Source organism: Butyricicoccus sp. Marseille-Q5471 (assembly GCF_951230135.1).
GTDB lineage: Bacteria > Bacillota > Clostridia > Oscillospirales > Butyricicoccaceae > Agathobaculum.
Genome location: NZ_CATNVC010000005.1, coordinates 93820 through 114042, shown reverse-complemented (window position 1 = coordinate 114042; position 20223 = coordinate 93820). Strand labels below are relative to the sequence as shown.

Annotated in this window: 23 protein-coding genes; 9 read left to right on the top strand and 14 right to left on the bottom strand. The window is 57.9% G+C overall.

The annotated features are described in order from the left end of the window. Positions 1–17: 17 nt before the first annotated feature. From lgt to QOX26_RS07930, 8 genes are all read left to right on the top strand, one after another. Positions 18–1013, top strand: coding sequence for a prolipoprotein diacylglyceryl transferase (gene lgt / locus QOX26_RS07965; protein ID WP_283674445.1), 996 nt, complete (start codon positions 18–20; stop codon positions 1011–1013). Then, on the top strand, positions 1010–1867 hold the full coding sequence (gene folD / locus QOX26_RS07960) for a bifunctional methylenetetrahydrofolate dehydrogenase/methenyltetrahydrofolate cyclohydrolase FolD (RefSeq protein ID WP_283674444.1): 858 nt from the start codon (positions 1010–1012) through the stop codon (positions 1865–1867). Before lgt ends, folD begins: the two co-directional genes overlap by 4 nt. Before the next feature lie 103 nt (positions 1868–1970). Continuing rightward, on the top strand, positions 1971–2648 hold the full coding sequence (gene rpiA, locus QOX26_RS07955; protein ID WP_283674443.1) for a ribose-5-phosphate isomerase RpiA: 678 nt from the start codon (positions 1971–1973) through the stop codon (positions 2646–2648). 152 nt (positions 2649–2800) lie between these two features. Then, on the top strand, positions 2801–3112 hold the full coding sequence (gene rplU, locus QOX26_RS07950) for a 50S ribosomal protein L21 (protein WP_283674442.1): 312 nt from the start codon (positions 2801–2803) through the stop codon (positions 3110–3112). A 4-nt stretch (positions 3113–3116) separates the two neighbouring features. After that, a complete protein-coding gene (locus QOX26_RS07945; protein ID WP_283674441.1) occupies positions 3117–3458 on the top strand; it encodes a ribosomal-processing cysteine protease Prp in 342 nt (113 codons plus the stop codon). Beyond that, positions 3445–3723, top strand: a complete 279-nt coding sequence (gene rpmA, locus QOX26_RS07940) for a 50S ribosomal protein L27 (protein ID WP_283674440.1) — start codon at positions 3445–3447, stop codon at positions 3721–3723. Before QOX26_RS07945 ends, rpmA begins: the two co-directional genes overlap by 14 nt. Positions 3724–3840: 117 nt before the next feature. Next, a complete protein-coding gene (gene obgE / locus QOX26_RS07935; RefSeq protein ID WP_283674439.1) occupies positions 3841–5112 on the top strand; it encodes a GTPase ObgE in 1272 nt (423 codons plus the stop codon). Positions 5113–5291: 179 nt separating this feature from the next. Next, positions 5292–5753, top strand: coding sequence for a ferritin-like domain-containing protein (locus QOX26_RS07930; RefSeq protein WP_283674438.1), 462 nt, complete (start codon positions 5292–5294; stop codon positions 5751–5753). Positions 5754–5874: 121 nt separating this feature from the next. On the opposite strand, the gene QOX26_RS07925 is transcribed toward QOX26_RS07930, so the two are convergent. From QOX26_RS07925 to QOX26_RS07860, 14 genes are all read right to left on the bottom strand, one after another. After that, complete coding sequence (locus tag QOX26_RS07925) at positions 5875–7524, bottom strand: sensor histidine kinase (protein WP_283674437.1); 1650 nt, start codon at positions 7522–7524, stop codon at positions 5875–5877. Next, complete coding sequence (locus tag QOX26_RS07920) at positions 7521–8204, bottom strand: response regulator transcription factor (protein WP_283674436.1); 684 nt, start codon at positions 8202–8204, stop codon at positions 7521–7523. The genes QOX26_RS07925 and QOX26_RS07920 overlap by 4 nt, the downstream gene beginning before the upstream one ends. A 37-nt stretch (positions 8205–8241) precedes the next feature. Continuing rightward, complete coding sequence (gene phoU, locus QOX26_RS07915; protein ID WP_283674435.1) at positions 8242–8880, bottom strand: phosphate signaling complex protein PhoU; 639 nt, start codon at positions 8878–8880, stop codon at positions 8242–8244. Next, positions 8880–9629: a phosphate ABC transporter ATP-binding protein PstB gene (gene pstB / locus QOX26_RS07910; RefSeq protein ID WP_283674434.1), complete on the bottom strand. Its 750-nt coding sequence runs from the start codon at positions 9627–9629 to the stop codon at positions 8880–8882. The genes phoU and pstB overlap by 1 nt, the downstream gene beginning before the upstream one ends. 13 nt (positions 9630–9642) lie before the next feature. Further along, positions 9643–10503, bottom strand: a complete 861-nt coding sequence (gene pstA / locus QOX26_RS07905) for a phosphate ABC transporter permease PstA (RefSeq protein WP_442870219.1) — start codon at positions 10501–10503, stop codon at positions 9643–9645. Between the two features lie 15 nt (positions 10504–10518). Then, positions 10519–11382, bottom strand: a complete 864-nt coding sequence (pstC, locus tag QOX26_RS07900) for a phosphate ABC transporter permease subunit PstC (protein WP_283674432.1) — start codon at positions 11380–11382, stop codon at positions 10519–10521. Between the two features lie 67 nt (positions 11383–11449). Continuing rightward, positions 11450–12355: a substrate-binding domain-containing protein gene (locus QOX26_RS07895; RefSeq protein ID WP_283674431.1), complete on the bottom strand. Its 906-nt coding sequence runs from the start codon at positions 12353–12355 to the stop codon at positions 11450–11452. 176 nt (positions 12356–12531) lie between these two features. Beyond that, positions 12532–14121, bottom strand: a complete 1590-nt coding sequence (locus QOX26_RS07890; protein ID WP_283674430.1) for an O-antigen ligase family protein — start codon at positions 14119–14121, stop codon at positions 12532–12534. A 3-nt stretch (positions 14122–14124) separates the two neighbouring features. Next, positions 14125–14631 carry a DUF4330 domain-containing protein gene (locus QOX26_RS07885; RefSeq protein ID WP_283674429.1) on the bottom strand — a complete coding sequence of 169 codons (507 nt, stop codon included), beginning with the start codon at positions 14629–14631 and terminating at the stop codon, positions 14125–14127. A gap of 82 nt (positions 14632–14713) precedes the next feature. Beyond that, positions 14714–14926, bottom strand: coding sequence for a hypothetical protein (locus QOX26_RS07880; RefSeq protein WP_283674428.1), 213 nt, complete (start codon positions 14924–14926; stop codon positions 14714–14716). 57 nt (positions 14927–14983) lie between these two features. Then, positions 14984–15883: a 4-(cytidine 5'-diphospho)-2-C-methyl-D-erythritol kinase gene (gene ispE, locus QOX26_RS07875; protein WP_283674427.1), complete on the bottom strand. Its 900-nt coding sequence runs from the start codon at positions 15881–15883 to the stop codon at positions 14984–14986. After that, a complete protein-coding gene (locus tag QOX26_RS07870; RefSeq protein ID WP_283674426.1) occupies positions 15884–16675 on the bottom strand; it encodes a histidinol-phosphatase HisJ family protein in 792 nt (263 codons plus the stop codon). Positions 16676–16686: 11 nt separating this feature from the next. After that, positions 16687–17589 carry a CPBP family intramembrane glutamic endopeptidase gene (locus QOX26_RS07865; RefSeq protein ID WP_283674425.1) on the bottom strand — a complete coding sequence of 301 codons (903 nt, stop codon included), beginning with the start codon at positions 17587–17589 and terminating at the stop codon, positions 16687–16689. A gap of 66 nt (positions 17590–17655) precedes the next feature. Further along, entirely contained in the window at positions 17656–18864 is a 1209-nt protein-coding gene (locus QOX26_RS07860) for an acetate/propionate family kinase (RefSeq protein WP_283674424.1), read from the bottom strand. Positions 18865–19058: 194 nt separating this feature from the next. Between QOX26_RS07860 and QOX26_RS07855 the strand changes: the two genes are divergently transcribed. Then, positions 19059–20222, top strand: coding sequence for a tRNA(Met) cytidine acetate ligase (locus QOX26_RS07855; protein ID WP_283674423.1), 1164 nt, complete (start codon positions 19059–19061; stop codon positions 20220–20222). Position 20223 lies beyond the last annotated feature (1 nt).

Sequence of the window (20223 nt, the reverse complement as noted above, 5' to 3'; positions counted from 1 at the left end):
AAAAAGAGGAATTGACAGTGGAACATGCGATTTCATTCCCCGGTTTGGGGCTGGATTTTACCATCAACCGCGTCGCCTTCGAGGTGTTCGGCAAGAATATTTACTGGTACGGCATCATCATCTGCATCGGCTTTGTGCTCGGTGCGCTGTACCTGAACTCCCGCGTTAAGGAGTTCGGCTTTACCTCGGACAACCTGGTTGACTGCATGCTGCTCGGTGTACCCGCCGGAATCATCTGCGCGCGCATTTACTATGTCGCGTTTGAGTGGGACTACTACCGCCAGCATTTAAATGAGATTATCGCCATTTGGAACGGCGGGATCGCGATTTACGGCTCGATTATCGGCGTGCTGCTCATGCTGTGGGGCTACAGCCGCGTGAAAAAGGTGTCGTTCATCAGCATGTGCGATTTGGCCGCCATGGGGCTGCTCATCGGTCAGCTTGTCGGCCGGTGGGGCAACTTTGTCAACGCCGAAGCGCACGGCGGCCCGACTTCGCTGCCGTGGGGTATGTCAATCGACGGCGGAGACCCGGTGCATCCGACCTTTTTATACGAGTCACTCTGGAACCTCATCGGTTTCATCGCGATACACTTTTACTCCAAGCACCGTAAATTCAAGGGTGAAATCGCGCTGCTGTATGTTGCGTGGTACGGCCTTGGCCGCGCGTGGATCGAGGGTCTGCGCACGGACAGCCTATATGTTTTCAGCGCTCTGCGCGTGTCGCAGGTGCTGGCCATCGTCAGCTGTATCGCCGCGGTGTGCGTGCTCGTGCGTCAATATCGTAAAATCAAGGTCGCCAAGGCCTTTTATGTCACACCGACCGAGCCGCCTGCGCCAGAACCTGCCAATCAGCCGACCGAGGTAACGGCCGAGCCGACGCCGGAGACCGAAGCGATGCCGCTGCCCGAGCAGTCGCCGTCGCCCGCGTCCCAACCCGACCCCAAACCCACGCCCGAGCGGGAGGGCGCAACCCCCGCACCGACAGTTAAGAAGGAGGACAACAAGGAATGAGTGCAGTAAAGATGGATGGCAAGGCGCTGAGCGCAAAGGTGCGCGGCAGCATTCTGGCCGAGACCGAAAAGCTGAAAGCACAGGGCATCACGCCCGGTCTAGCGGTCATTATCGTCGGCAACGACCCGGCGAGCGAGATTTATGTCCGCAACAAGGAAAAGGCGTGCGTAGAATGCGGATTTTACAGCGAAAAGTACGCCCTGCCTGAGGAAACGACCGAAGAGCAGCTGCTTGGCCTGATTGCTCAGCTCAACGAAAGCCCGCAGATTTCGGGCATCCTGTGTCAGATGCCGGTGCCGAAGCACATTTCCGAGCAGGCGGTCATCGACGCAATCGACCCGCGCAAGGATGTGGATGCGTTCCATCCGGTCAACGTCGGCAAAATTATGGTCGGCAATTTTGACTTTGTGCCCTGTACACCCGCAGGCGTGATGGAGCTGCTTGAGGAGTATAAAATTGACCCCAAGGGCAAGGAGTGTGTCGTCATCGGCCGCTCGAACATCGTCGGCAAGCCGATGAGCATGCTGCTGCTGCACAAGCACGGCACGGTCACCATCTGCCACAGCCGCACCAAGGATTTGGCGGAGGTTTGCCGCCGCGCGGACATTCTGGTTGCCGCGGTGGGCAAGGCCGGTTTCGTCACGCCGGATATGGTCAAGGAGGGTGCTGTCGTCATCGACGTGGGCATCAACCGCAACGCCGAGGGCAAGGTCTGCGGCGACGTGGATGCTGCGGTTCTGGACAAGGCAAGCTTCATGACCCCCGTTCCGGGAGGCGCAGGCCCGATGACCATCACGATGCTGATGAAAAACACGCTCAAGGCAGCTAAGGTACAGCGCGGTATTTCGGAATAAACACAAAAGCGCCCGTTTTACGGGCGCTTTTGCACGAAGATAGTTGACCTTTTTGCACCAACATCTTATAATAAAGTTACCAACAACAGGGAGGAAAGCTGCAATGGATATGAAGAAGATGGCGGGCGACAAGGCCGCCGAGTACGTAAAGGATGGAATGGTACTGGGTCTGGGCACAGGTTCGACCGCGTACCACCTGGTAAACGCCGTGGGCGCACTGGTCAAGAACGGCATGAACCTCAGGGCAATCCCGACCTCGAAGGCGACCGAAAAGCAGGCACGTGAGCTGGGCATTCCGCTGCTGACCATCGACGAGGTCGATCACATTGATCTGGCGATTGACGGCGTGGACGAAATCGACCCCGCATTCAACGCAATCAAGGGCGGCGGCGGTGCGCTGTATCGCGAAAAGGTTGTGGCAACGCTGGCGGACGAGGTCATCTGGATTATGGACGAGTCCAAGCTGGTTGACAAAATCGGCGCGTTCCATCTGCCGGTTGAGATTGCGCAGTACGGCTCAAAGCAGGCGATGAAGAAGATGGAGGACTTTGGCTTCCATCCGGTGCTCCGCGTCAAGGACGGCGCAACCTTCGTTACCGACAACGGCAACTACATCGCTGACCTGCACCTCGGCGCAGGCTTTGACATTGCGGATGTCAAGGAGAAGCTCGCGGGCATCGTCGGCGTACTCGAGCACGGCCTGTTCCTCAACATGTGCAAGCGCATGATTGTCGGCACGACCGCAGAAGGCGTTAAAATCATCGAAAACGCTTCGAAATAATCAAAAAAACGCGCGGCGAGGCTTGACAGGCTTCGCCGTTCGTGCTATGCTGTTAAAAGCCGCATTGTGCGAAGGCTCTCTTGAAGTGCGCCCGGAAACGGATCGCCGCCCCGCCAAGCGTGACTCTACTATGAAAGAGAGGGAAAATCCAAATGTACGCAATCCTGAAAACTGGTGGCAAGCAGTATAAGGTATCTGAGGGCGACGTGATCTACGTCGAGAAGCTCGGCATGGAAGACGGCGCAACCGTCGTATTTGACGAGGTTCTGGCAGTAGGCGAGGGCGAAAGCCTGACCGTCGGCGCTCCTTACGTTTCTGGCGCTACCGTAACCGGTACGGTCGAGAAGACCGGCAAGGGCAAGAAGATTAACATCTTCAAGATGAAGCCTAAGAAGGGTTACCGCAAACGTCAGGGTCACCGTCAGCCGTTTACCAAGGTGACCATCGGCGCAATCAAGGCCTAAGGCCATGACACGCGTCACATTTTCGCTCGCGTCGGATCAGTCGATTCGATCGGTGGACATCCTCGGTCATGCGGGATACGCAGAAGAGGGGGAGGACATCGTCTGCGCGGCGATCTCCAGTGCGGTCATGCTGACGCATGCGTTACTGTTCGATGTACAGCATATCCCGGTTGATACGCTCATCGAAGACGAAGGCGCACATATCCGCATCACCCTGCCGCAAGGCGGGAATTTCGAAAAAGGGCAGGACGCACTCCGTGCGCTCCGTATGCACTTTTCCGAGCTGGAAAATGATTATTCTGAATTTATCAACGTAATGGAGGTGCACACAGATGCTGAAGATTAGCTTACAGTTTTTCGCTCATAAGAAGGGCGTAGGCTCGACCAAGAACGGCCGTGATTCCGAGTCCAAGCGCCTGGGCGTTAAGCGCGCAGACGGTCAGACCGTACCGGCTGGCAACATTCTGGTTCGTCAGCGCGGCACGAAGATCCACCCCGGTACCAATGTGGGCCGTGGCAAGGACGACACCCTGTTCGCCAAGGTTGAGGGCGTTGTTCGCTTCGAGCGCGTGGGCAAGGACCGCAAGAAGGTTTCCGTTTACCCGCAGTAATAAAAAGAGCGATAAAATCCCAGACTATGGTCTGGGATTTTGTTTTAAAACAACACCGCGCAAGGACGTCTTTGATGCCCTGCGGTGTTACCTAACCCCTGTGAAAGGAGGAGAAATATGTTTATTGATATTACAAGAATCAAAATCGCATCCGGTAAGGGTGGCGACGGCAAGGTGAATTTCCACCGCGAAAAGTACGTTGCAGCCGGCGGCCCGGACGGCGGTGACGGCGGCCGCGGCGGCTCTGTCATTTTCAAGGTGGACGATAACCTGTCCACCCTGCTCGACTTCCGCTACAAGAAGAAATACGTGGCGGCTCCGGGTGAAAACGGCGGCAGCAAGCGCTGCAAGGGCAAGGATGGCGCAGATCTCGTCATCCGCGTGCCGCGCGGCACGATTATCCGCGATCAGAAAAGCGGACAGGTCATCAAGGATTTGTCGGACGATGAGCCGTTTGTTGCGGCAAAGGGCGGCAACGGCGGCTGGGGCAACTCGCATTTTGCAACGCCGACCCGTCAGGCGCCCCGCTTTGCAAAGCCGGGTCAGCCGGGTGTGGAGCTTGAAATCGTGCTGGAACTCAAGCTGCTGGCCGATGTCGGTCTGGTTGGCTTCCCGAACGTCGGCAAGTCTACGCTGCTGAGCATGGTATCCGCCGCGCGTCCGAAGATTGCAAACTACCACTTTACGACGCTTGTGCCCAATCTGGGCGTGGTGTCGGTGGGTGAGGAGCAGTCCTTCGTCATGGCCGACATCCCCGGTATTATAGAGGGCGCGGCTGAGGGCGCGGGTCTGGGACACGATTTCCTGCGCCACATCGACCGCTGCCGTCTGCTGCTGCATCTGGTAGATGCCGCGGGCAGCGAGGGTCGTGATCCGCTGGAGGATATCGAGAAGATCAACCAGGAGCTTGTGGGCTACAGCGAATTTTTGGCGGCGCGTCCGCAGATTATCGTTGCCAACAAGACCGATTTGCTGGGCGACGACCGCGAGCCGGTCAAAAAGCTCAAAAAGTATGCTGACGAGCACGGTTTCCGTTTTGCGGAGCTGTCGGCGGCGACCGGTCAGGGCGTGCGCGAGCTGATGCGCATGGCGTGGGACGAGCTGCGCGAGCTGCCGCCCGTGTTTGTGTACGAGCCCGACTTCGTGCCGGTTGAGGAAGAGATTACAGAGCGCGACTGGCAAGTCGACAAGGTTGAGGATTACTATGTCGTTTCCGGCGCGTGGGTGGATAAAATCATGTCTTCGGTCAATACCGATGATTACGAATCCCGCCAGTATATGGACCGCATGCTGAAAAATGCAGGCGTGTACGACAAACTGGAGCAGATGGGCGTACAGGAAGGCGATTTCGTTGTAATCGGCGATTTGGAGTTCGAATACGTCTATTAATGCACCGCAAAATCCCGAATTTTATTGATGCATGGAAAATAGCAGGCGCACAGGAGGAATGTCCTGTGCGCCTGTTTGCATACAAAAACGCAGCCGATGACATACTACCGTTGGACTAAAATGAAGGAGGTAGTGTGTAAACGGCGGGGCACCAGCCTGCGTTTATATGCGAAGAATGCATGTATAATCTTTCCGAAAAAGAACGTTTTCTGATTCAGGATTTGCAGGATCAGGAGAAGCTATGCATCGAAAAATATGAAAAAAATGAGCGAGCGGCAAAGGATACCGTGCTGCAGAACCTGTTCTGCTCCATCAAGCAGGATGAGCAAAAGCACTATGATTCACTTGGTCAGCTGCTCAATGGCACTATTCCTGCGGTGAACAGTGCCGACAAGGCGGGGCAGGACTATAATCCGGCGCCGACCTATGCGGGCAACTGCAATCTGGCAGATAAGGACAGCGATAAGTTCCTGTGCACCGATGCCATTTCGACTGAAAAGTATGTGGCTTCGGCCTATAACTTTGACCTGTTCCAGTTTGGCAACTCGGACGTTAGAAAGCTGCTCAACGATATTGAGACCGAGGAGCAAAATCACGCCGAGAAGATGTATAAATATAAGACAATTAATCAGATGGTGTGATGCATCCTGCATCGTCTGATGCCATGCAGACGGTGTGCGTAAACGGCTGAGCACACGAAAAGAAACACCCGGTTTCGCCTCGAAAACGAGGGAAATCGGGTGTTTTGCTGTTTATCTTCGCTTATCCCTTGGGAAAGCGAATTTCGATGGTCGTCCCGCGGTCTAATACGCTTTGCATGCTGACCTCGGCTCCGTGGAGCTGCGCACCGTGCTTGACGATTGACAAACCCAGACCGGTGCCGCCGGTGGACTTGGCGTGGCTCTTGTCCACGCGGTAAAAACGCTCAAACACGCGTGCCTGATCGGCCGGGGCAATGCCGATGCCGGTGTCGCTTACGCGCAGCACGGGTTGACCGCACGCGATGCCCGCGAACAGGGTTACGCTGCCGTCCGGCCGGTTATAGGTGATTGCGTTGTCGCAGAGGTTGAAGGCCATCTGCTCAAGCGTCTGCCGCACGCCGGATACCACCGCCATCTCGCCTTCGAGTGTGAGGGCAATCCGGTTTTGTAACGCCTTCTGCTGCAGTCTGTCGCGCACGCTGACGCACACCGCGTACAAATCGACCGGCTCAAAACTTTCCTGCATACCGCCCTCGTCCAGACGGGACAGCCGAATGATGTCCTCAATCAGTGCGAGCAGGCGCGTCGCTTCTGAGCGGATGCTGCCCGCGAAACGGCCGATATCCTCGGGACGCACGATGCCGTTTTCCATGATTTCGGCAATGCCCATAATCGAGGTCAGCGGCGTTTTCAGTTCGTGCGAGACATTGGCCGAAAATTCCTGCCGCTGCCGTTCGGCCTGTTCGCGCTCGGTCACATCGACGATGAACAGTACGGCTGCATGTCCTTGTCCCTCACCCGCGACCGAGCTTGCGGTCAGCGCATAGGCGCGGCCGTCGCGTTCCAGCTTGCCGCGCGTGCTTTCGCCGCTGAGCGCCTGCTCGACCACGCGTATATATTCCGGATCGCGGCACAGGGTCAGATATGTGCCGTGTGCCTCCTCCTTGGGGAACAGTCGGCGGGACGCGTGGTTGGCAAACAGGATTTCGCCCTGTGCGCTCAGCAGCACCAGTCCCTCATCCATGCGCGTGGTGATGTCGTCAAACTCAGCCTGGCGGCGCTTGAGTTCGTCCATCTGCGCATCGATTTTCTTGTTTTGCGCCGCCATGCGGTGCAGCAGGGGAGAAAGCTCATCATAGGCCGCATTTTTGAGCGGCTGCCTGAGGTCGAGAGCGATAATAGGCGCGAGCAGGATATGCGTCAGCCAACTGGCGAGCAGCGCCGCGACCAACAGTGTGAGCAGCAGCACAAGCACAATCCACGGCGACACGGTGCGCAGTGCGCCGAAGGCACTGTCCGCTGTGCTGCCCAGACGAAGCACAGCGCCGTCCGGCAGGCGAACGGCGTAGTAATAGGTCTTGCGGTCAAGCGTGTGAGACAGACGCTGCCCCTGTCCAACCCCCGTTTTAATGGCCTGCGCCACTTCGGGGCGTGACAGATGGTTTTCCATCTGGCTGGCATCGCCTTGATTGTCGTATAATACGTCGCCGTTCTCGGCAATTAGGGTGATGCGTTCGGCATAGCTTCGGCCGATGCGCTCAAGCAGCGTACGATCTTCCGACACATCGACCAGATGAATGCTTTCGTTTTTCAGCCTGTCGCGCACATCGCTTTCCATGCCCGAATAGACGGCGATCATCAGCAGCGCTGCGGTCAGCAGCAGTGTGACGAAGCTGGTCAGGCAGATGCTGCCGAAGACGCGTTTTCTCATGCACGATCCCCCATGCGATAACCTACGCCGCGAACGGTTTCGATCAGCTCGCCGCAGTCACCGAGCTTTTGGCGCAGCGTGCGGATGTGTACATCGACCGTGCGGGTCTCGTTTTCGGTGCCGTAGCCCCAGATGGTCTCGAGCAGCACGTCACGCGTCAGCACCGCGCCGCGGTTTTTCATCAGCAGGCAGAGCAGTTGGAATTCCTTGAGCGTAAGCTGCACGGTTTCTTCGCCGACAAACACGGTGTGTGCGCGCTCGTCGACACAGATGCCGCCCAACGCAAGAGGACGGCTCTGCTCGGTCTGTGCCTTGGTCTGTGCGCGGCGCAGCACGGCGCGAATGCGGGCAATCAGCTCCATCATGCCGAAGGGCTTGGCGATATAGTCGTCCGCGCCGCTGTCAAGCCCGACCACCTTGTCATACTCCGAGGTTTTAGCGGTCAGCAGGATGACGGGGATATCCGCCGTGTCGGGCAGCGAGCGCAGCCGGCGCAGGATGGACACGCCGTCCTCGCCGGGCAGCATGATGTCCAACAGAATCAGTTCGGGCTTCTGCTCGCGCAGGGCGGCAAAAAGCGCGCCGCCGTCGGGGCAGCCTTGCGCGTCAAAACCGGTGTTTTGCAGCGTGTAGACGACCAGTTCGCGGATGCTGTTGTCGTCCTCGACGCAGTAGATCATGGGGTGCCTCCTCTCCCGCCGCGAGGACGGATTTCGTTTAAGATTTGTGTGTGCCGGTGATGGAAAATTCAACCCACTCGGCAATGTTGGTGGCATGGTCGCCGATGCGCTCGAGGTATTTGGCAATCATCAGCAGGTCGAGCACGCGCTCGCCGCTGGCGGGATCGGCTGCAATTTCGGCGATCAAATCCTGCTTGCAGCGGGAGAATAAATCGTCCACCACGTCGTCATACTCGATGACGCTCCATGCGAGGGTCAGGTCGCGGCGCACGAATGCATCCAAGCTGTCGGTGACCATTTTAATCGTCGCCTTCGCCATGTCGCTGATGTGGGGGTTCTGTACGCCCTCGCCCGGCATGTAGCTGACGATTTCGGCAATGTCGCTGCCCTGATCGCCAATGCGCTCAATATCGGTAATCATTTTGAGCACCGAGGAAATCAGGCGCAAATCACTGGCAACCGGTTGCTGCTGCAGCAGCAGCTTTAGGCACATCGACTCAATCTCGCGTTCCTTGCGGTCAATCTCGCCCTCTACCGCAATGGCGTTCTGGGCGAGCTTGAGGTCGCCGGAAAGCAGCGCCTTGACCGCGCTTGCAATGGAGTTTTCACATAGTGCGCCCATCGCAATCAGCTCTTTATTCAGCTCTGCAAGCTGGGTGTCAAATCGGTTTCTCATCAGCCGAACCTCCCTGTAATGTAATCCTCAGTTCGTTTGTCGCGGGGCATGGAGAACAGCTGCTCGGTGGCGCTCGCCTCCACAATCTCGCCAAGCAGGAAAAACGCGGTTTTATCCGATACGCGGGTGGCCTGCTGCATATTGTGCGTGACCATAACAATAGTATAGTCTTTTTTCAGCTCCAGCACAAGGTCTTCGATTTTCGCGGTGGAGATCGGGTCAAGCGCGGAGGTCGGTTCGTCCATCAGCAGCACCTCGGGATCGGCTGCAAGCGCACGGGCGATGCACAGACGCTGCTGCTGACCGCCGGACATGGACAGCGCGGACTTTTTGAGGTTGTCCTTGGTTTCCTCCCAGATTGCGGCGCGGCGGAGCGAGGTTTCGACGATTTCATCGAGCCGCACGCGCGACTTGATGCCGTGTGTGCGCGGGCCGTAAGCGATGTTGTCGTAAATCGACATCGGGAAGGGATTGGGCTTCTGAAACACCATGCCGACACGCTTGCGCAGGATGTTCACGTCGCAGTCGCGGTAGATGTCCTCGCCGTCGAGCATGATGTCGCCGGTGATTTTGCAGCCTTCAACCAGATCGTTCATGCGGTTAAGTGAACGCAAGAGCGTTGATTTGCCGCAGCCGGAGGGGCCGATGAAGGCCGTAATCTCGTTCGGCGCAATGTCAAGATTGATGGATTTGAGCGCATGGAAATCGCCGTAATGCAAATCCATGCCGCGGATGCAGATTTTATCCATGAGGGAATACTCCTTACTTTTTGGTCAGGCGCTTGGCCACGAGTGCCGAAAGCGCGTTCATCAGCAGCACAACAATCAGCAGCACCACCGCGGTCGCATATGCTTCGTTCATGTGCAGTCCTTCGCCGGACAGCACATACATATGGATGGCAAGCGTGCGGCCGGATTGAAGCAGACTCGGAATCTGTGCCATGGTGCCTGCGGTGAAGATGAGCGCCGCGGTTTCGCCGACGATGCGGCCGATGCTCAGGATGATACCGGACAGAATGCCGGGCATTGCGCTGGGCAGTACGATGCGAAACACCGTGCGCAGCCGCCCCGCGCCGAGGCCGAAGGAGGCCTCGCGGAAGGAGTCAGGCACGCTCATCAGCGCTTCCTCTGCCGTGCGCATGATGAGCGGCAGAATCATGATGGCAAGGGTCATCGCGCCGGACGCCATCGAATAACCCCAGTGCAGGTAAGTAACGAAGAACAGCATGCCAAACAGGCCATACACAATCGAGGGAATGCCGGAGAGCGTTTCGGTTGTGATGCGGATGATGTTTACCAGCTTGTTACCGCGCGCGGCGTATTCGTTGAGGTAGATGGCCGTGAACAGGCCAAAGGGCACGGCGAGCAGCAGGGCGAGCAGTGTCATTTCAACGGTGGTGATGATGGCGGGCACCATCGACACATTCTCCGAGGAGTAGGTCCAGGAAAACAGCGATGGCTTCAGATTGGGGACGCCGCGCACCAGGATATAAGAAATCAGGAAGAGCAGCACGGCAAAGGTGAGTGCAGCCGCGCCGTAGACCAACCCCCGCTGCACGCGTGATTTGACGCGGCCATGCAGGCGCACCGGCTGACGTTTGCCCGCGATGGAAATCGGGCGCATTCTGATATCTTCCACTTAATCCTTCCTCCTTTTGAGCACAGAGAACGACAGGTTGATGATGAGGATAAAGACGAACAGCACCACACCGGTCGCAATGAGCGCCTCGCGGTGCAGATCGGCGGCGTAGCCCATTTCGGTGACAATGTTGGCGGTCATGGTGCGGATGCCCTTGAGCATATCGCCGGTCACACGCGGCTGATTGCCCGCAACCATGATCACAGCCATTGTCTCACCGATTGCGCGGCCGATGCCGAGCACAATCGATGCCAGCACGCCGGACTTTGCCGCCGGCAGCACGACTGAGAACACCGCGCGTTCATGCGTTGCGCCCATGGCAACCGAGCCTTCATAGTAGCTGCCCGGCACGGCGCGCAGCGCAGCTTCGGACACGCCGATGATGGTGGGCAGAATCATAATGCCAAGCAGAATAGAGGCGGCAAGAATAGAGGAGCCTGAAATATCCCGGCCGAAGAAGGCGGCGATATCGCGGATGAGCGGTACGATAATCACCATGCCGAAGAAACCGTATACAATGGAAGGAATGCCGGCGAGCAGCTCGGTGCAGGGCTTCAAAAAGCCGTAGATGCGCTTCGGGCAATAGAAGGCCATAAAAATCGCGGTCAGCAGGCCAATCGGCACGCCGACGACAATCGCGCCCGCCGTGATGTACACGCTGCCCAAAATCATGGGAAGGATGCCGTACAGGTCGTTGCCCGGCTTCCACGTGGTGCCGAGCAGGAAGTTGTCGAGCCCGATTTTCTGCATGGCGGGCACGCCGTTTGCAAATAGGAACACGCAAATCAGCACAACCGCGAGGATGGATACCAGTGCACAGACAAAGAACACGCCGTGCATCAGTTTTTCTCGGAAGTTTTTCATGTTTTCACCCCATAGATATAGGGAAAAGGGCGAAACGGTGTTCGCCCTTCAGCCCTTTAACCGCAGTTTAAGCGGCGAGTTCGGCCCAGTCGGTCACATTGCCGACGTAGATTTCCTTGATTTGCTCGGTGGTCAGCGAGTCCACCGTGTTTGCCGGATTGATGATAACCGCGATGCCGTCCAGTGCGATGGCAGTGCCGGTCAGCTCGGCTGATTCGGAATCCTTCAGCTCGCGCGAGGCCATGCCGATGTCAAACGTGCCGTCCATGGCGCCCGTCATGCCTGCGGTCGAGTCAGAGGTCTGGAGGTCAATCTGTGCGTTGGGATTGAGCGCCTTATAGGCCTCGATGAGCTTCTCCATCACCGGAGACACCGAGGACGAGCCGCCGATGGAGATTTTGCCGGTAGAACCGTCGGAAACGAAGGCTGCTGCCGCATCGTTTACCTCGATGTACTTGTTATCCACAACGACGGCCTGACCGTCCTTGGAGAGAACGAAGTTCAGAAAGTCGGCCGCAAGGCCGGTCGGCGTGCCCTTGGTTGCAATGTTGAAGGGACGGGCGAGCGTGTAAGCGCCGGACTTTACGTTGTCGGTCGTGGCTTCCGTACCGTCCACCTTGACAGCCTTGACGGTGTTGTTGAGCGCGCCGAGCGAAACATAGCCGATTGCCTTTTCGTTGCCCGAAACGCTGGTCAGCACGACGTCGGTCTTGTTGACAACCTCGGCGTCCGCGGTGGTGTTGTCCACCTTTTTGCCTTCTGCGTTCTTCTCTTCGACGCCGGTCAGTTCGACGAATGCGCCGCGTGTGCCCGAGCCGTCCTCGCGGGAGATGACCGTGATTGCACCCGACATCGCGGTCGCTTCATTGCCTGCGCCGTTTGCGGCTGGGGTCTGCGTGGTGCTGCTGCCGCAGCCGGCCAGTGCGCCGCACAGCAGAGCGCCTGCGAGCAGGGCGGATACGAGTTTCTTCATAGTATTGCTCTCCTTTTTGTTTCCATCTGTTGTTTACATATTCCATGATAAAAACTGCGTGTAAAATCTAAAAGCAAGACCGTGTAAAATCCGCGTAAAGCGCATAACCTTGTGTAAAGTGCGCAAAAAAGCACGGTGAAGTCTGTGCTTCACCGTGCTTTTGACGTGGAATTTGTTCAGTTTTGCCGTCGCTTGCGGAAGTAGCCGAGATAGAGAACAGCCGCCCCCATGCTCCAGAAATAAGCCGTCATGTAAGGGACTTCGAAAATGTTTTCAAAGTAGCAGTGCGTCAGCACGCCCATCATGCCCGCGAACATCGACACCGCCAGCACGCGGCTGCGGTCGGTTTCGCACAGCTTGGTGCGGCCAATCGAGCGCAGACACCAGATGACCAGTCCAATCAGCAGGATGATAAAGAAAATCAGGCCGATGTATCCCATCTCTACCAGTGTTTTGAGGTAATAGTTGTCCATATAGAAGTAGGAAAAGGCGTCCGATTCCTCAATAATCTTGTTCTGCATGGCAACCGCACCGCCGAACCGGCCAAGGCCGAATCCAAGCCAGGGGTTGGACTCGTGCAGCAGGTTTAGGCCGGTTTCCCATCGCACCATGCGTCCCGCACGCTGACTGGCCTCGACATAATCCGTCGTGAACAGATAGGTGATGCGGTTTGCGATGGAGGGAATGGCAATCAGCGCCGTGGCACCGCCCGCGCCCATCAATGCAATCAGACGGCGGTCAAGGAAGGCTGCGAAGATGACAACCGCCACAAACAATCCGCCCCAGGCGCCCTTGGAAAAGGTGAAGATAATGGACAGACACATCATGCCGGTCGCGCCGATGGCGCAAATCTTGACCCAGGTTTTCTTGGAGTAGTATGCAATGCCCGCGACCATCGGGGCAAACAGTACAAGCAGACTGCCCATGACATTAGGACTGCCCGTGATGGAGTAGACGCGTGTGCGCACACTTTCCTCGGTCTGCGAGACCCAGCTTGCCGGAATCGGCGCGGCAACGATGAACTGATAGATGCCGTGCAGGCCGATGGCAATTGCCATGACGACCAGAGCACCGTAGAAAATGGAAAAATCGCGGTCATCCTCAATCAAACGGGTGACGAGGAAGAACCAGAACAGATACTGGACCACCGCGCGCAGTCCGTCCAGTGCGATGGACGGATAAGGCGAAACCGCGCACATCAGGAAGAAAGCCACGCCGACAAACAGCATCAAATATGCATCCACCGGGGTGACGCGGCTTTGCAGCGGCGCGCGGCGCATGGCCGTGTGCCACAGAATGTACCCAAAGGCGACAAGCATCAGGCATTCGTCCCAGACGGACGCCAGAAAGCCGATTTGCACCACGCTTCGCAGCAGATAGTCGATCGGCAGATAGAAGGCGAGCGCTGTCAGCAGCAGGCCGCGCATGCCGAAAAACCGCACCGCACGGCCAATCACACCGCCGCCGAGGAAGGTTGAAACCGGCTTCCAAACCGCGATGCAGCCGCGGTAGATCAGGCTCTGCCTGGTGATATCGCCCAGATTCTCCACGCCGCGGCGAAACGCCGCCATGATGCGCGCGTAAAGACTGGTGGCCGGACTGGGCAGTGAGGAGGCACAGAAGCGATCCCAAACGCGGCGAAACTGCGAATCGGGATAGGCATCGTGAATTTTTCGGAAAAACCCCGCGATTGCTCCTTGGTGATACCATTCACCCACGCGGCTGAGCGCCCGCGCGATCAGGCTGCTTTGAAAGATAGCTTTCATCGCTTAATCCTTTGCAATGTTGACCGAATCGATGTTGCCGGTGGTTTCAAAATCGTTGGTCTTGAGGATGAAGGTACGACCTGCACGCACTTCCTGCGTGCCGATCTTGGGGGCAGCCGTGTCCTTGGCGACCTTGGTCTTGATGGTAAACACCAAATCCTTCTTGGTGCCGTCGAGCGCATCGACGATGCGGCCGTCCGCCGTTGTCACTTGCTGGATGTAGTCCTCAATGTTCATCGACTCGATGGTCGCGTCGACAAATTCATTGCCGCTGACCAGCTGCTTGCCGACCTGATCGTTGCGCTGTAACTCGGAAACGAGGAAGGGGGTTGCGCCGCGCACGCGGATGACGGCGGTCATCTCAACCTGCGGCGAGGTTGCCTGCTGAATCTGCGCACCAAACAGCTTATAGCCGACGCCCGCGACAACCGCGATGGCGGCAATCAGCACAAGCAGGTCGACGATGTTGATGACGCCGAACAGCTTGCCTTTTTCGTTAATAACTTTCATGTTGTTCCTCCATTGTACAGGATTTCATACTTCTTTGCCATTATAGCACAGCAAAGCAGGCGGAACAAGGCTTTTCGCGCTTTTACGCGAACCACGCGTCCCAAAGCTCGACAACCTTCCACTTAAAAACGATTTGTCCCTGATCGGCGGGCTCGGGCTGTGCAGCCTCGTCGCACACAACGGCGAATGCCGTGCACCACCACCCGGCGCGCGGCGCGGGATACCATGCGCCGGTAATCATCAGGGTCAGTGCGGTTATTACGGCGCAAATCGCTTGTCTGTCGGTCTTTTTCATGTCAAACGCCCTCCGGTTCATACTCGATGACACAAGTATGACCCGAAGGGCGCTTATTTATACGGTTTCAGTGAAAAAGGTATCCGAGAAGCGGTGACTGAGCATTTTCGCCGCGCTTTTGGCGCGATGCTCATCGGAAAACAGGCCGAAGACGGTCGGTCCCGAGCCGCTCATCAGCGTGCCGTCCGCGCCGTTTTCAGTCAGAAAGGTGCGGATTTCAGCAATCTGGCGGCGCTTTTTGCCGGTCACATCCTCCATCACGTTGTACAGGTGGCTGCACACGCCCGGAAAATCGCCCTGCTCAAGCGCCTGAATCATGCCGTCCGCATCAGGCCGCGTTTCGATTTCGACGGAGTCAATCTGTTCATAAACCTCCTTGGTCGATACCGAAAACGGAGGTTTGCACAGCACAACATAGCAGTGCGGCATGGCGGGCAGGGGGGACAGCATTTCGCCGATGCCCTCGGCCAGCATCGTGCCGCCGCGCAGGCAGTAGGGCACGTCAGCCCCGAGCTTGAGGCCCATTTCGCACAGCTCGTCATCCGTCAGGCCGACCGCGTGGAGCGCCGACAGCGCACGCAGCACGGCAGCCGCGTCGGTCGAGCCGCCAGCAAGTCCCGCCGCGACCGGAATCCGCTTTTCAATGTGAATCTCGACCGTGCCCAGCGGCACGCCTGTCGTTTCATAAAATAGCTCAGCAGCGCGGTAAGCCAGATTGCGCGAGTCGGTCGGCAGATAGGGAAGGTTGCACGACAGCCGGATGCCCTGCGGCTTTTTTTCGCCGTGCACCAGCGCAACGTGTACATCGTCGTGCAGCTCAACCGTCTGCATCACCATTTTGACGGTGTGGTAGCCGTCGTCGCGGCGGCCGGTCACGTCAAGCGTCAGATTGATTTTGGCGCGCGCATGCAGTTCGGTCTCATCGCGCGTGATGGGTTGTTTTTTTGCAAATATCACTTAAATCATCACCTGTTCCGCCCGGCGCTGCCGGAATACGGTCACCGAGTTGAAGCCCGCACGTTTTGCGTGTGCGATGCATTCCTCGATCCCGCGGCCGACGTTGTTTGGCGCATGCGAATCGCTGCCGATTGAAATGCGCTCGCCGCCAAGGCGTTTGAATTCATATAGTACGTTTTCGGGCGGGCCGACCCGTTTTTGCCAGCCGAACAGTCCGGCCGCGTTTAGTTCAAGCGCATAGCCGCGTGCAACGGTTTCCCGCAGCACGGCCTCGACGCTTGTCATAAATCTGTCGAACGAAGGAATGTAGTCCCCGTGCCGCATGACGCGCAGGGGATAGTCGATATGTGCGAGTACGTCAAAGCCACCGTGGCGCACCATGTGCAGCAACTCATCGAAGTAGTCCTGCAGGAACGCATCGCAGTCGATGTGCTTGAAATCGTGAAAATAGATGTCCACATCGTTCGGCATGCCGTGCAGCGAGCCGATGACCGTATCAAATGCGCGGGTGCGCAGAAATTCCGCGGCGCGCGGGTCGGCGTGGATTTGGCCGATTTCAACGCCGGTCAGCAGCTCGATTTGGTCGGAAAAGGCCGTTTTGGCGGCATTCATGTCGCGCAGGCAGCCGTCGACATCGGTCTCCTGCGGCGGCAGATGATGCCAGAAATCGAGATGGTCGGTGATGGCGATGATGGACAGGCCGCGGTCGATGCAGGCGCGCACCTTATCCTCGACCGAGTGGGCGGCCGCGTCGTCCGAATAGCCGGTGTGCATATGAAGGTCGATCAGCATGGAGTTCCTCCTCAAGCGAGCAGCAGAATGATGAAAAATTGCATGAGACAGCCAATCAGCGCGAGTGCCATGCCCGCATTGCCCCAGACCGTGCGGTAGGACAGGTCGCAGCTGCCGGGCTGCAGCACGATGCGCCCTCGCGCGCCCGCCAGCACAACGGCGCCGCAGACAACGAGCGCAAGCATCAGCACGCCGTAGCTGTAGATGGCGACGGGGGTGTCGGGCAGCAGGACAATCAGTCCCGAGCCAATGAGATTAAAGAGCATATGCAGCGCGATTGGCCAACGCAGGCGACCGGTCATCAAATACACATAACCTAGCAGCAGACCGAGTCCGAATGCGTAGAAAAACTGCGACAGATTGCCGTGGAACAGGCCAAACAGCAGAGAAGAGGCGAAAATCGCCGTTTTCTGTCCGTATCGCGCGAGCCTGTCGGCAATCAGGCCGCGAAACAGTGCTTCTTCAGCTGCGGGGCCAAGGACACAGGCGCTCAGCAGTGTGGCCGTGGGTGAAAGCTGATCCATTGTTTCGTTCAGAATGTCCACCGCGGGACGGTCGAGCAGTGCGAACACCAGATTGTTGGCCGCGGTGCCAATCCATGCGCCAATCCATAGGATGGCACAACCCGCTGCAAGCCAGCGGGCGAAGCGCATGGGGGACACCGGTTCGTCACTGAGCGGTTCGCGCGGTACGCTTCGCACGATGCGGAAGGCAATCGGGAGCGCAAACACATATTGGCCGACCAGTGCAAGCGCAAAATACGCACTGCCGCCGATTTGGCGAAAGGACGTCACTGTATAGAGTGCGCTCAGAAAAAACTGCCAGAGATAAGTGAGCGCCATCACGCAGACCAGTGCAAGGCCGACCCGCGCACAGTATCCGCGCTCCCGCGCAACGCTGAACTCTTCTTCCATAGACCCTCCCAGCCGGCGCAAAAACAGGGCAAGGCAATCGCCCCGCCCTGTCTCTTTTGCTGCTTCTTACTTGTTCAGTTCGCCGACCAGGCGCTCGGTATCCTTGGCAATCATCAGCTCTTCGTTGGTGGGGATGACCAGCACGCGGACACGGGCGTAATCGAGCGAGATATCCATCTGCTTGCCGCGGTACTTGTTCTTCTCCGGATCGACCTTGATGCCGAGGTATTCCATGTGCTCGCACACGTCCCAACGGACCGAACGGTCATTCTCGCCCACACCGGCGGTGAAGATGATAGCGTCTACGCCGCCCATTTCGGCGATGTAAGAGCCGATAATCTTCTTAACCGACAGGTTGAACATATCCTTAGCCAGCGCGGCGCGTGCGTTGCCGTCGGCAATCGCGGCGTCAAGGTCGCGGAAGTCGGAGGAAACGCCCGAAATGCCGAGCATACCGGACTTCTTGTTCAGAATATCGATGACCTGAGCGGCAGAGAGGTTTTCGTTCTCAGCCAAGAACTCGATGATAGCGGGGTCAATGTTACCGGCACGGGTGCCCATCGGCAGACCGTCGAGCGGGGTGAAGCCCATCGAGGTGTCGAAGGACTTGCCGCCGTTGATGGCACAGATCGAGGAGCCGTTGCCCAGGTGGCAGGTGATGAGCTTGAGCTCTTCTGCCGGACGGCCGAGCATTTCGGCAGCCTGCTGGGAAACATACTTATGCGAGGTGCCGTGGAAGCCGTAGCGGCGAATCTTGTACTTGTTGTAGTACTCGTAGGGAATCGCATACATGTAGTGAGACTGCGGCATGGTCTGGTGGAACGCGGTGTCGAACACGCCGACCATCGGCACGTCCGGACCCATGACCTCGCGGCAGGCCTGAATGCCGATCAGGTTGGGCGGGTTGTGAAGGGGTGCCAGCGGGACACAGTCCTCAATCGCCTTGAGCACCTTGTCGGTGATGACAACGCTGTCCGAGAAGAACTCGCCGCCGTGTACCACGCGGTGACCGACTGCGTCGATCTCTCTCATCGAAGCAATGACGCCCTTGTCGGGGTCAAGCAGAATATCAATAACCGCCTTGATGGCTTCGGAATGGGTTGCCATCGGGGTGTGGATGGTAAACTTCTCGTCCGACTTGTTGCCGGTATGAACCAGTACGCCATCGATGCCGATGCGCTCGCAAAGACCCTTGGCCATTACGTCATTGTTCGTCGTCTCGAGAAGCTGGTACTTCAGCGAAGAACTGCCGGCGTTGATTACCAGTACTTTCATTTTCAAAAACTCCCTCATGCCCGTATTTTTGGAATCGCAAACAAGCGATGCGACTCCTCTTTTGCCGCTTGCGTTAAGAGACAAAAGCAGATATAATAATCGTATATCACTATATTACACGATTTTCCTCAATTGCACAAGGGATAATTTGTTCGATTGTGAGCGTTATTTGCACCGGTTTTTAGGAGGTTTCCATGGGCGTTTGCGGTATTGTCGCCGAATATAATCCGTTTCACGCGGGACACGCGCATCACCTGGCCGAGACACGGCGGATTTTGGGTGAGGATACGCCTCTTGTCTGCGCGATGAGCGGCAATTTTGTGCAGCGCGGCGAGTTTGCGCTGCTGGACAAATACACCCGCGCCGAAATGGCGGTGCGCAGCGGTGCGGATTTAGTAGTTGAGCTGCCGCTGGCCGCTGCGCTCTCCTCGGCGGAGGGGTTTGCGCAGGGGGCAATCGGCGTGCTCGCCGCGCTCGGCTGCGATGCAGTGTCCTTCGGCTGCGAATCAGGGGATGCTTCGGCCATTGCACATGCGGCGGAGCTGTTGGACGAAATTGCGTTTATACCGGAAAAAGGGCTGTCCTATGCCGCCGCGCGGCAGCAGGCGCTGCGCCGTCGCGATCACGCCGCCGCCGACCTGCTGGATGAGCCGAACAACACCCTCGCTATCGAATACTGCCGTGCCATGCGCGGACGGAGCATGCGCCCGGTCGCGGTGCAGCGGCGCGGCGTGGGGCATGATGCGTCCGGTCCGGGAGGCGGCTTTGCCTCGGCAAGCCTGTTGCGGGAGCGCCTGCGCGCGGGACAGCTTGCCGCCTGCGTGCCCTACCTGCCTGAAAGCAGCCATGTGCTGCTGCGCCGCGCGGTGGAGGATGGCCGTGCGCCGGTTTCCGTGCCGGGACATGCGCTGCTGACGCTGCTGCGCCGCCTGCTGTATGAGGGAAGATTGACCACAGGGTCGGCGGACGGATTCGATGAGCGGCTGCAAAACGCCGTTTACCGTGCGGTCACCTATGCTGACGCGGTCGAACTGGCGCAGACCCGCTGCTTTCCCGCCGCCCGCGTGCGACGGGCGCTGCTTCGGCTCGCGCTTTCCGTTCCGCGCGACGCGGCGGTGCAGCCGCAGTATCTGCGCGTGCTTGCCATCGGCGCACGCGGCGCCGCGCTGCTGCGCACGGCGAGCGACAACCTGCCCGTCATCGTCAAGCCGGTTTCGGAAAAGCAGCTGCCGGAGGCATTGCAGACCGACCTGCTGCGCGATGCGTTTGCTGACGATTTGTTTGCCCTTGCGCTGCCTGACTCCGCCCACCGCGGCGGCGGAACGCATTTTCAAAAGACTCCGTTTTGTCTGAAATAGC

What these genes read in the sequence shown, in the direction of transcription:
- QOX26_RS07895 (WP_283674431.1), bottom strand. Translation starts at nt 12,355, where the DNA reads ATGAAGAAACTCGTATCCGCCCTGCTCGCAGGCGCTCTGCTGTGCGGC.
- QOX26_RS07920 (WP_283674436.1), bottom strand. Translation starts at nt 8,204, where the DNA reads ATGATCTACTGCGTCGAGGACGACAACAGCATCCGCGAACTGGTCGTC.
- pstC (WP_283674432.1), bottom strand. Translation starts at nt 11,382, where the DNA reads ATGAAAAACTTCCGAGAAAAACTGATGCACGGCGTGTTCTTTGTCTGT.
- QOX26_RS07890 (WP_283674430.1), bottom strand. Translation starts at nt 14,121, where the DNA reads ATGAAAGCTATCTTTCAAAGCAGCCTGATCGCGCGGGCGCTCAGCCGC.
- obgE (WP_283674439.1), top strand. Translation starts at nt 3,841, where the DNA reads ATGTTTATTGATATTACAAGAATCAAAATCGCATCCGGTAAGGGTGGC.
- rpiA (WP_283674443.1), top strand. Translation starts at nt 1,971, where the DNA reads ATGGATATGAAGAAGATGGCGGGCGACAAGGCCGCCGAGTACGTAAAG.
- pstB (WP_283674434.1), bottom strand. Translation starts at nt 9,629, where the DNA reads ATGGATAAAATCTGCATCCGCGGCATGGATTTGCATTACGGCGATTTC.
- QOX26_RS07885 (WP_283674429.1), bottom strand. Translation starts at nt 14,631, where the DNA reads ATGAAAGTTATTAACGAAAAAGGCAAGCTGTTCGGCGTCATCAACATC.
- rpmA (WP_283674440.1), top strand. Translation starts at nt 3,445, where the DNA reads ATGCTGAAGATTAGCTTACAGTTTTTCGCTCATAAGAAGGGCGTAGGC.
- QOX26_RS07865 (WP_283674425.1), bottom strand. Translation starts at nt 17,589, where the DNA reads ATGGAAGAAGAGTTCAGCGTTGCGCGGGAGCGCGGATACTGTGCGCGG.
- folD (WP_283674444.1), top strand. Translation starts at nt 1,010, where the DNA reads ATGAGTGCAGTAAAGATGGATGGCAAGGCGCTGAGCGCAAAGGTGCGC.
- QOX26_RS07945 (WP_283674441.1), top strand. Translation starts at nt 3,117, where the DNA reads ATGACACGCGTCACATTTTCGCTCGCGTCGGATCAGTCGATTCGATCG.
- rplU (WP_283674442.1), top strand. Translation starts at nt 2,801, where the DNA reads ATGTACGCAATCCTGAAAACTGGTGGCAAGCAGTATAAGGTATCTGAG.
- pstA (WP_442870219.1), bottom strand. Translation starts at nt 10,503, where the DNA reads ATGCGCCCGATTTCCATCGCGGGCAAACGTCAGCCGGTGCGCCTGCAT.
- QOX26_RS07930 (WP_283674438.1), top strand. Translation starts at nt 5,292, where the DNA reads ATGTATAATCTTTCCGAAAAAGAACGTTTTCTGATTCAGGATTTGCAG.
- QOX26_RS07925 (WP_283674437.1), bottom strand. Translation starts at nt 7,524, where the DNA reads ATGAGAAAACGCGTCTTCGGCAGCATCTGCCTGACCAGCTTCGTCACA.
- QOX26_RS07855 (WP_283674423.1), top strand. Translation starts at nt 19,059, where the DNA reads ATGGGCGTTTGCGGTATTGTCGCCGAATATAATCCGTTTCACGCGGGA.
- phoU (WP_283674435.1), bottom strand. Translation starts at nt 8,880, where the DNA reads ATGAGAAACCGATTTGACACCCAGCTTGCAGAGCTGAATAAAGAGCTG.
- QOX26_RS07880 (WP_283674428.1), bottom strand. Translation starts at nt 14,926, where the DNA reads ATGAAAAAGACCGACAGACAAGCGATTTGCGCCGTAATAACCGCACTG.
- QOX26_RS07870 (WP_283674426.1), bottom strand. Translation starts at nt 16,675, where the DNA reads ATGCTGATCGACCTTCATATGCACACCGGCTATTCGGACGACGCGGCC.
- QOX26_RS07860 (WP_283674424.1), bottom strand. Translation starts at nt 18,864, where the DNA reads ATGAAAGTACTGGTAATCAACGCCGGCAGTTCTTCGCTGAAGTACCAG.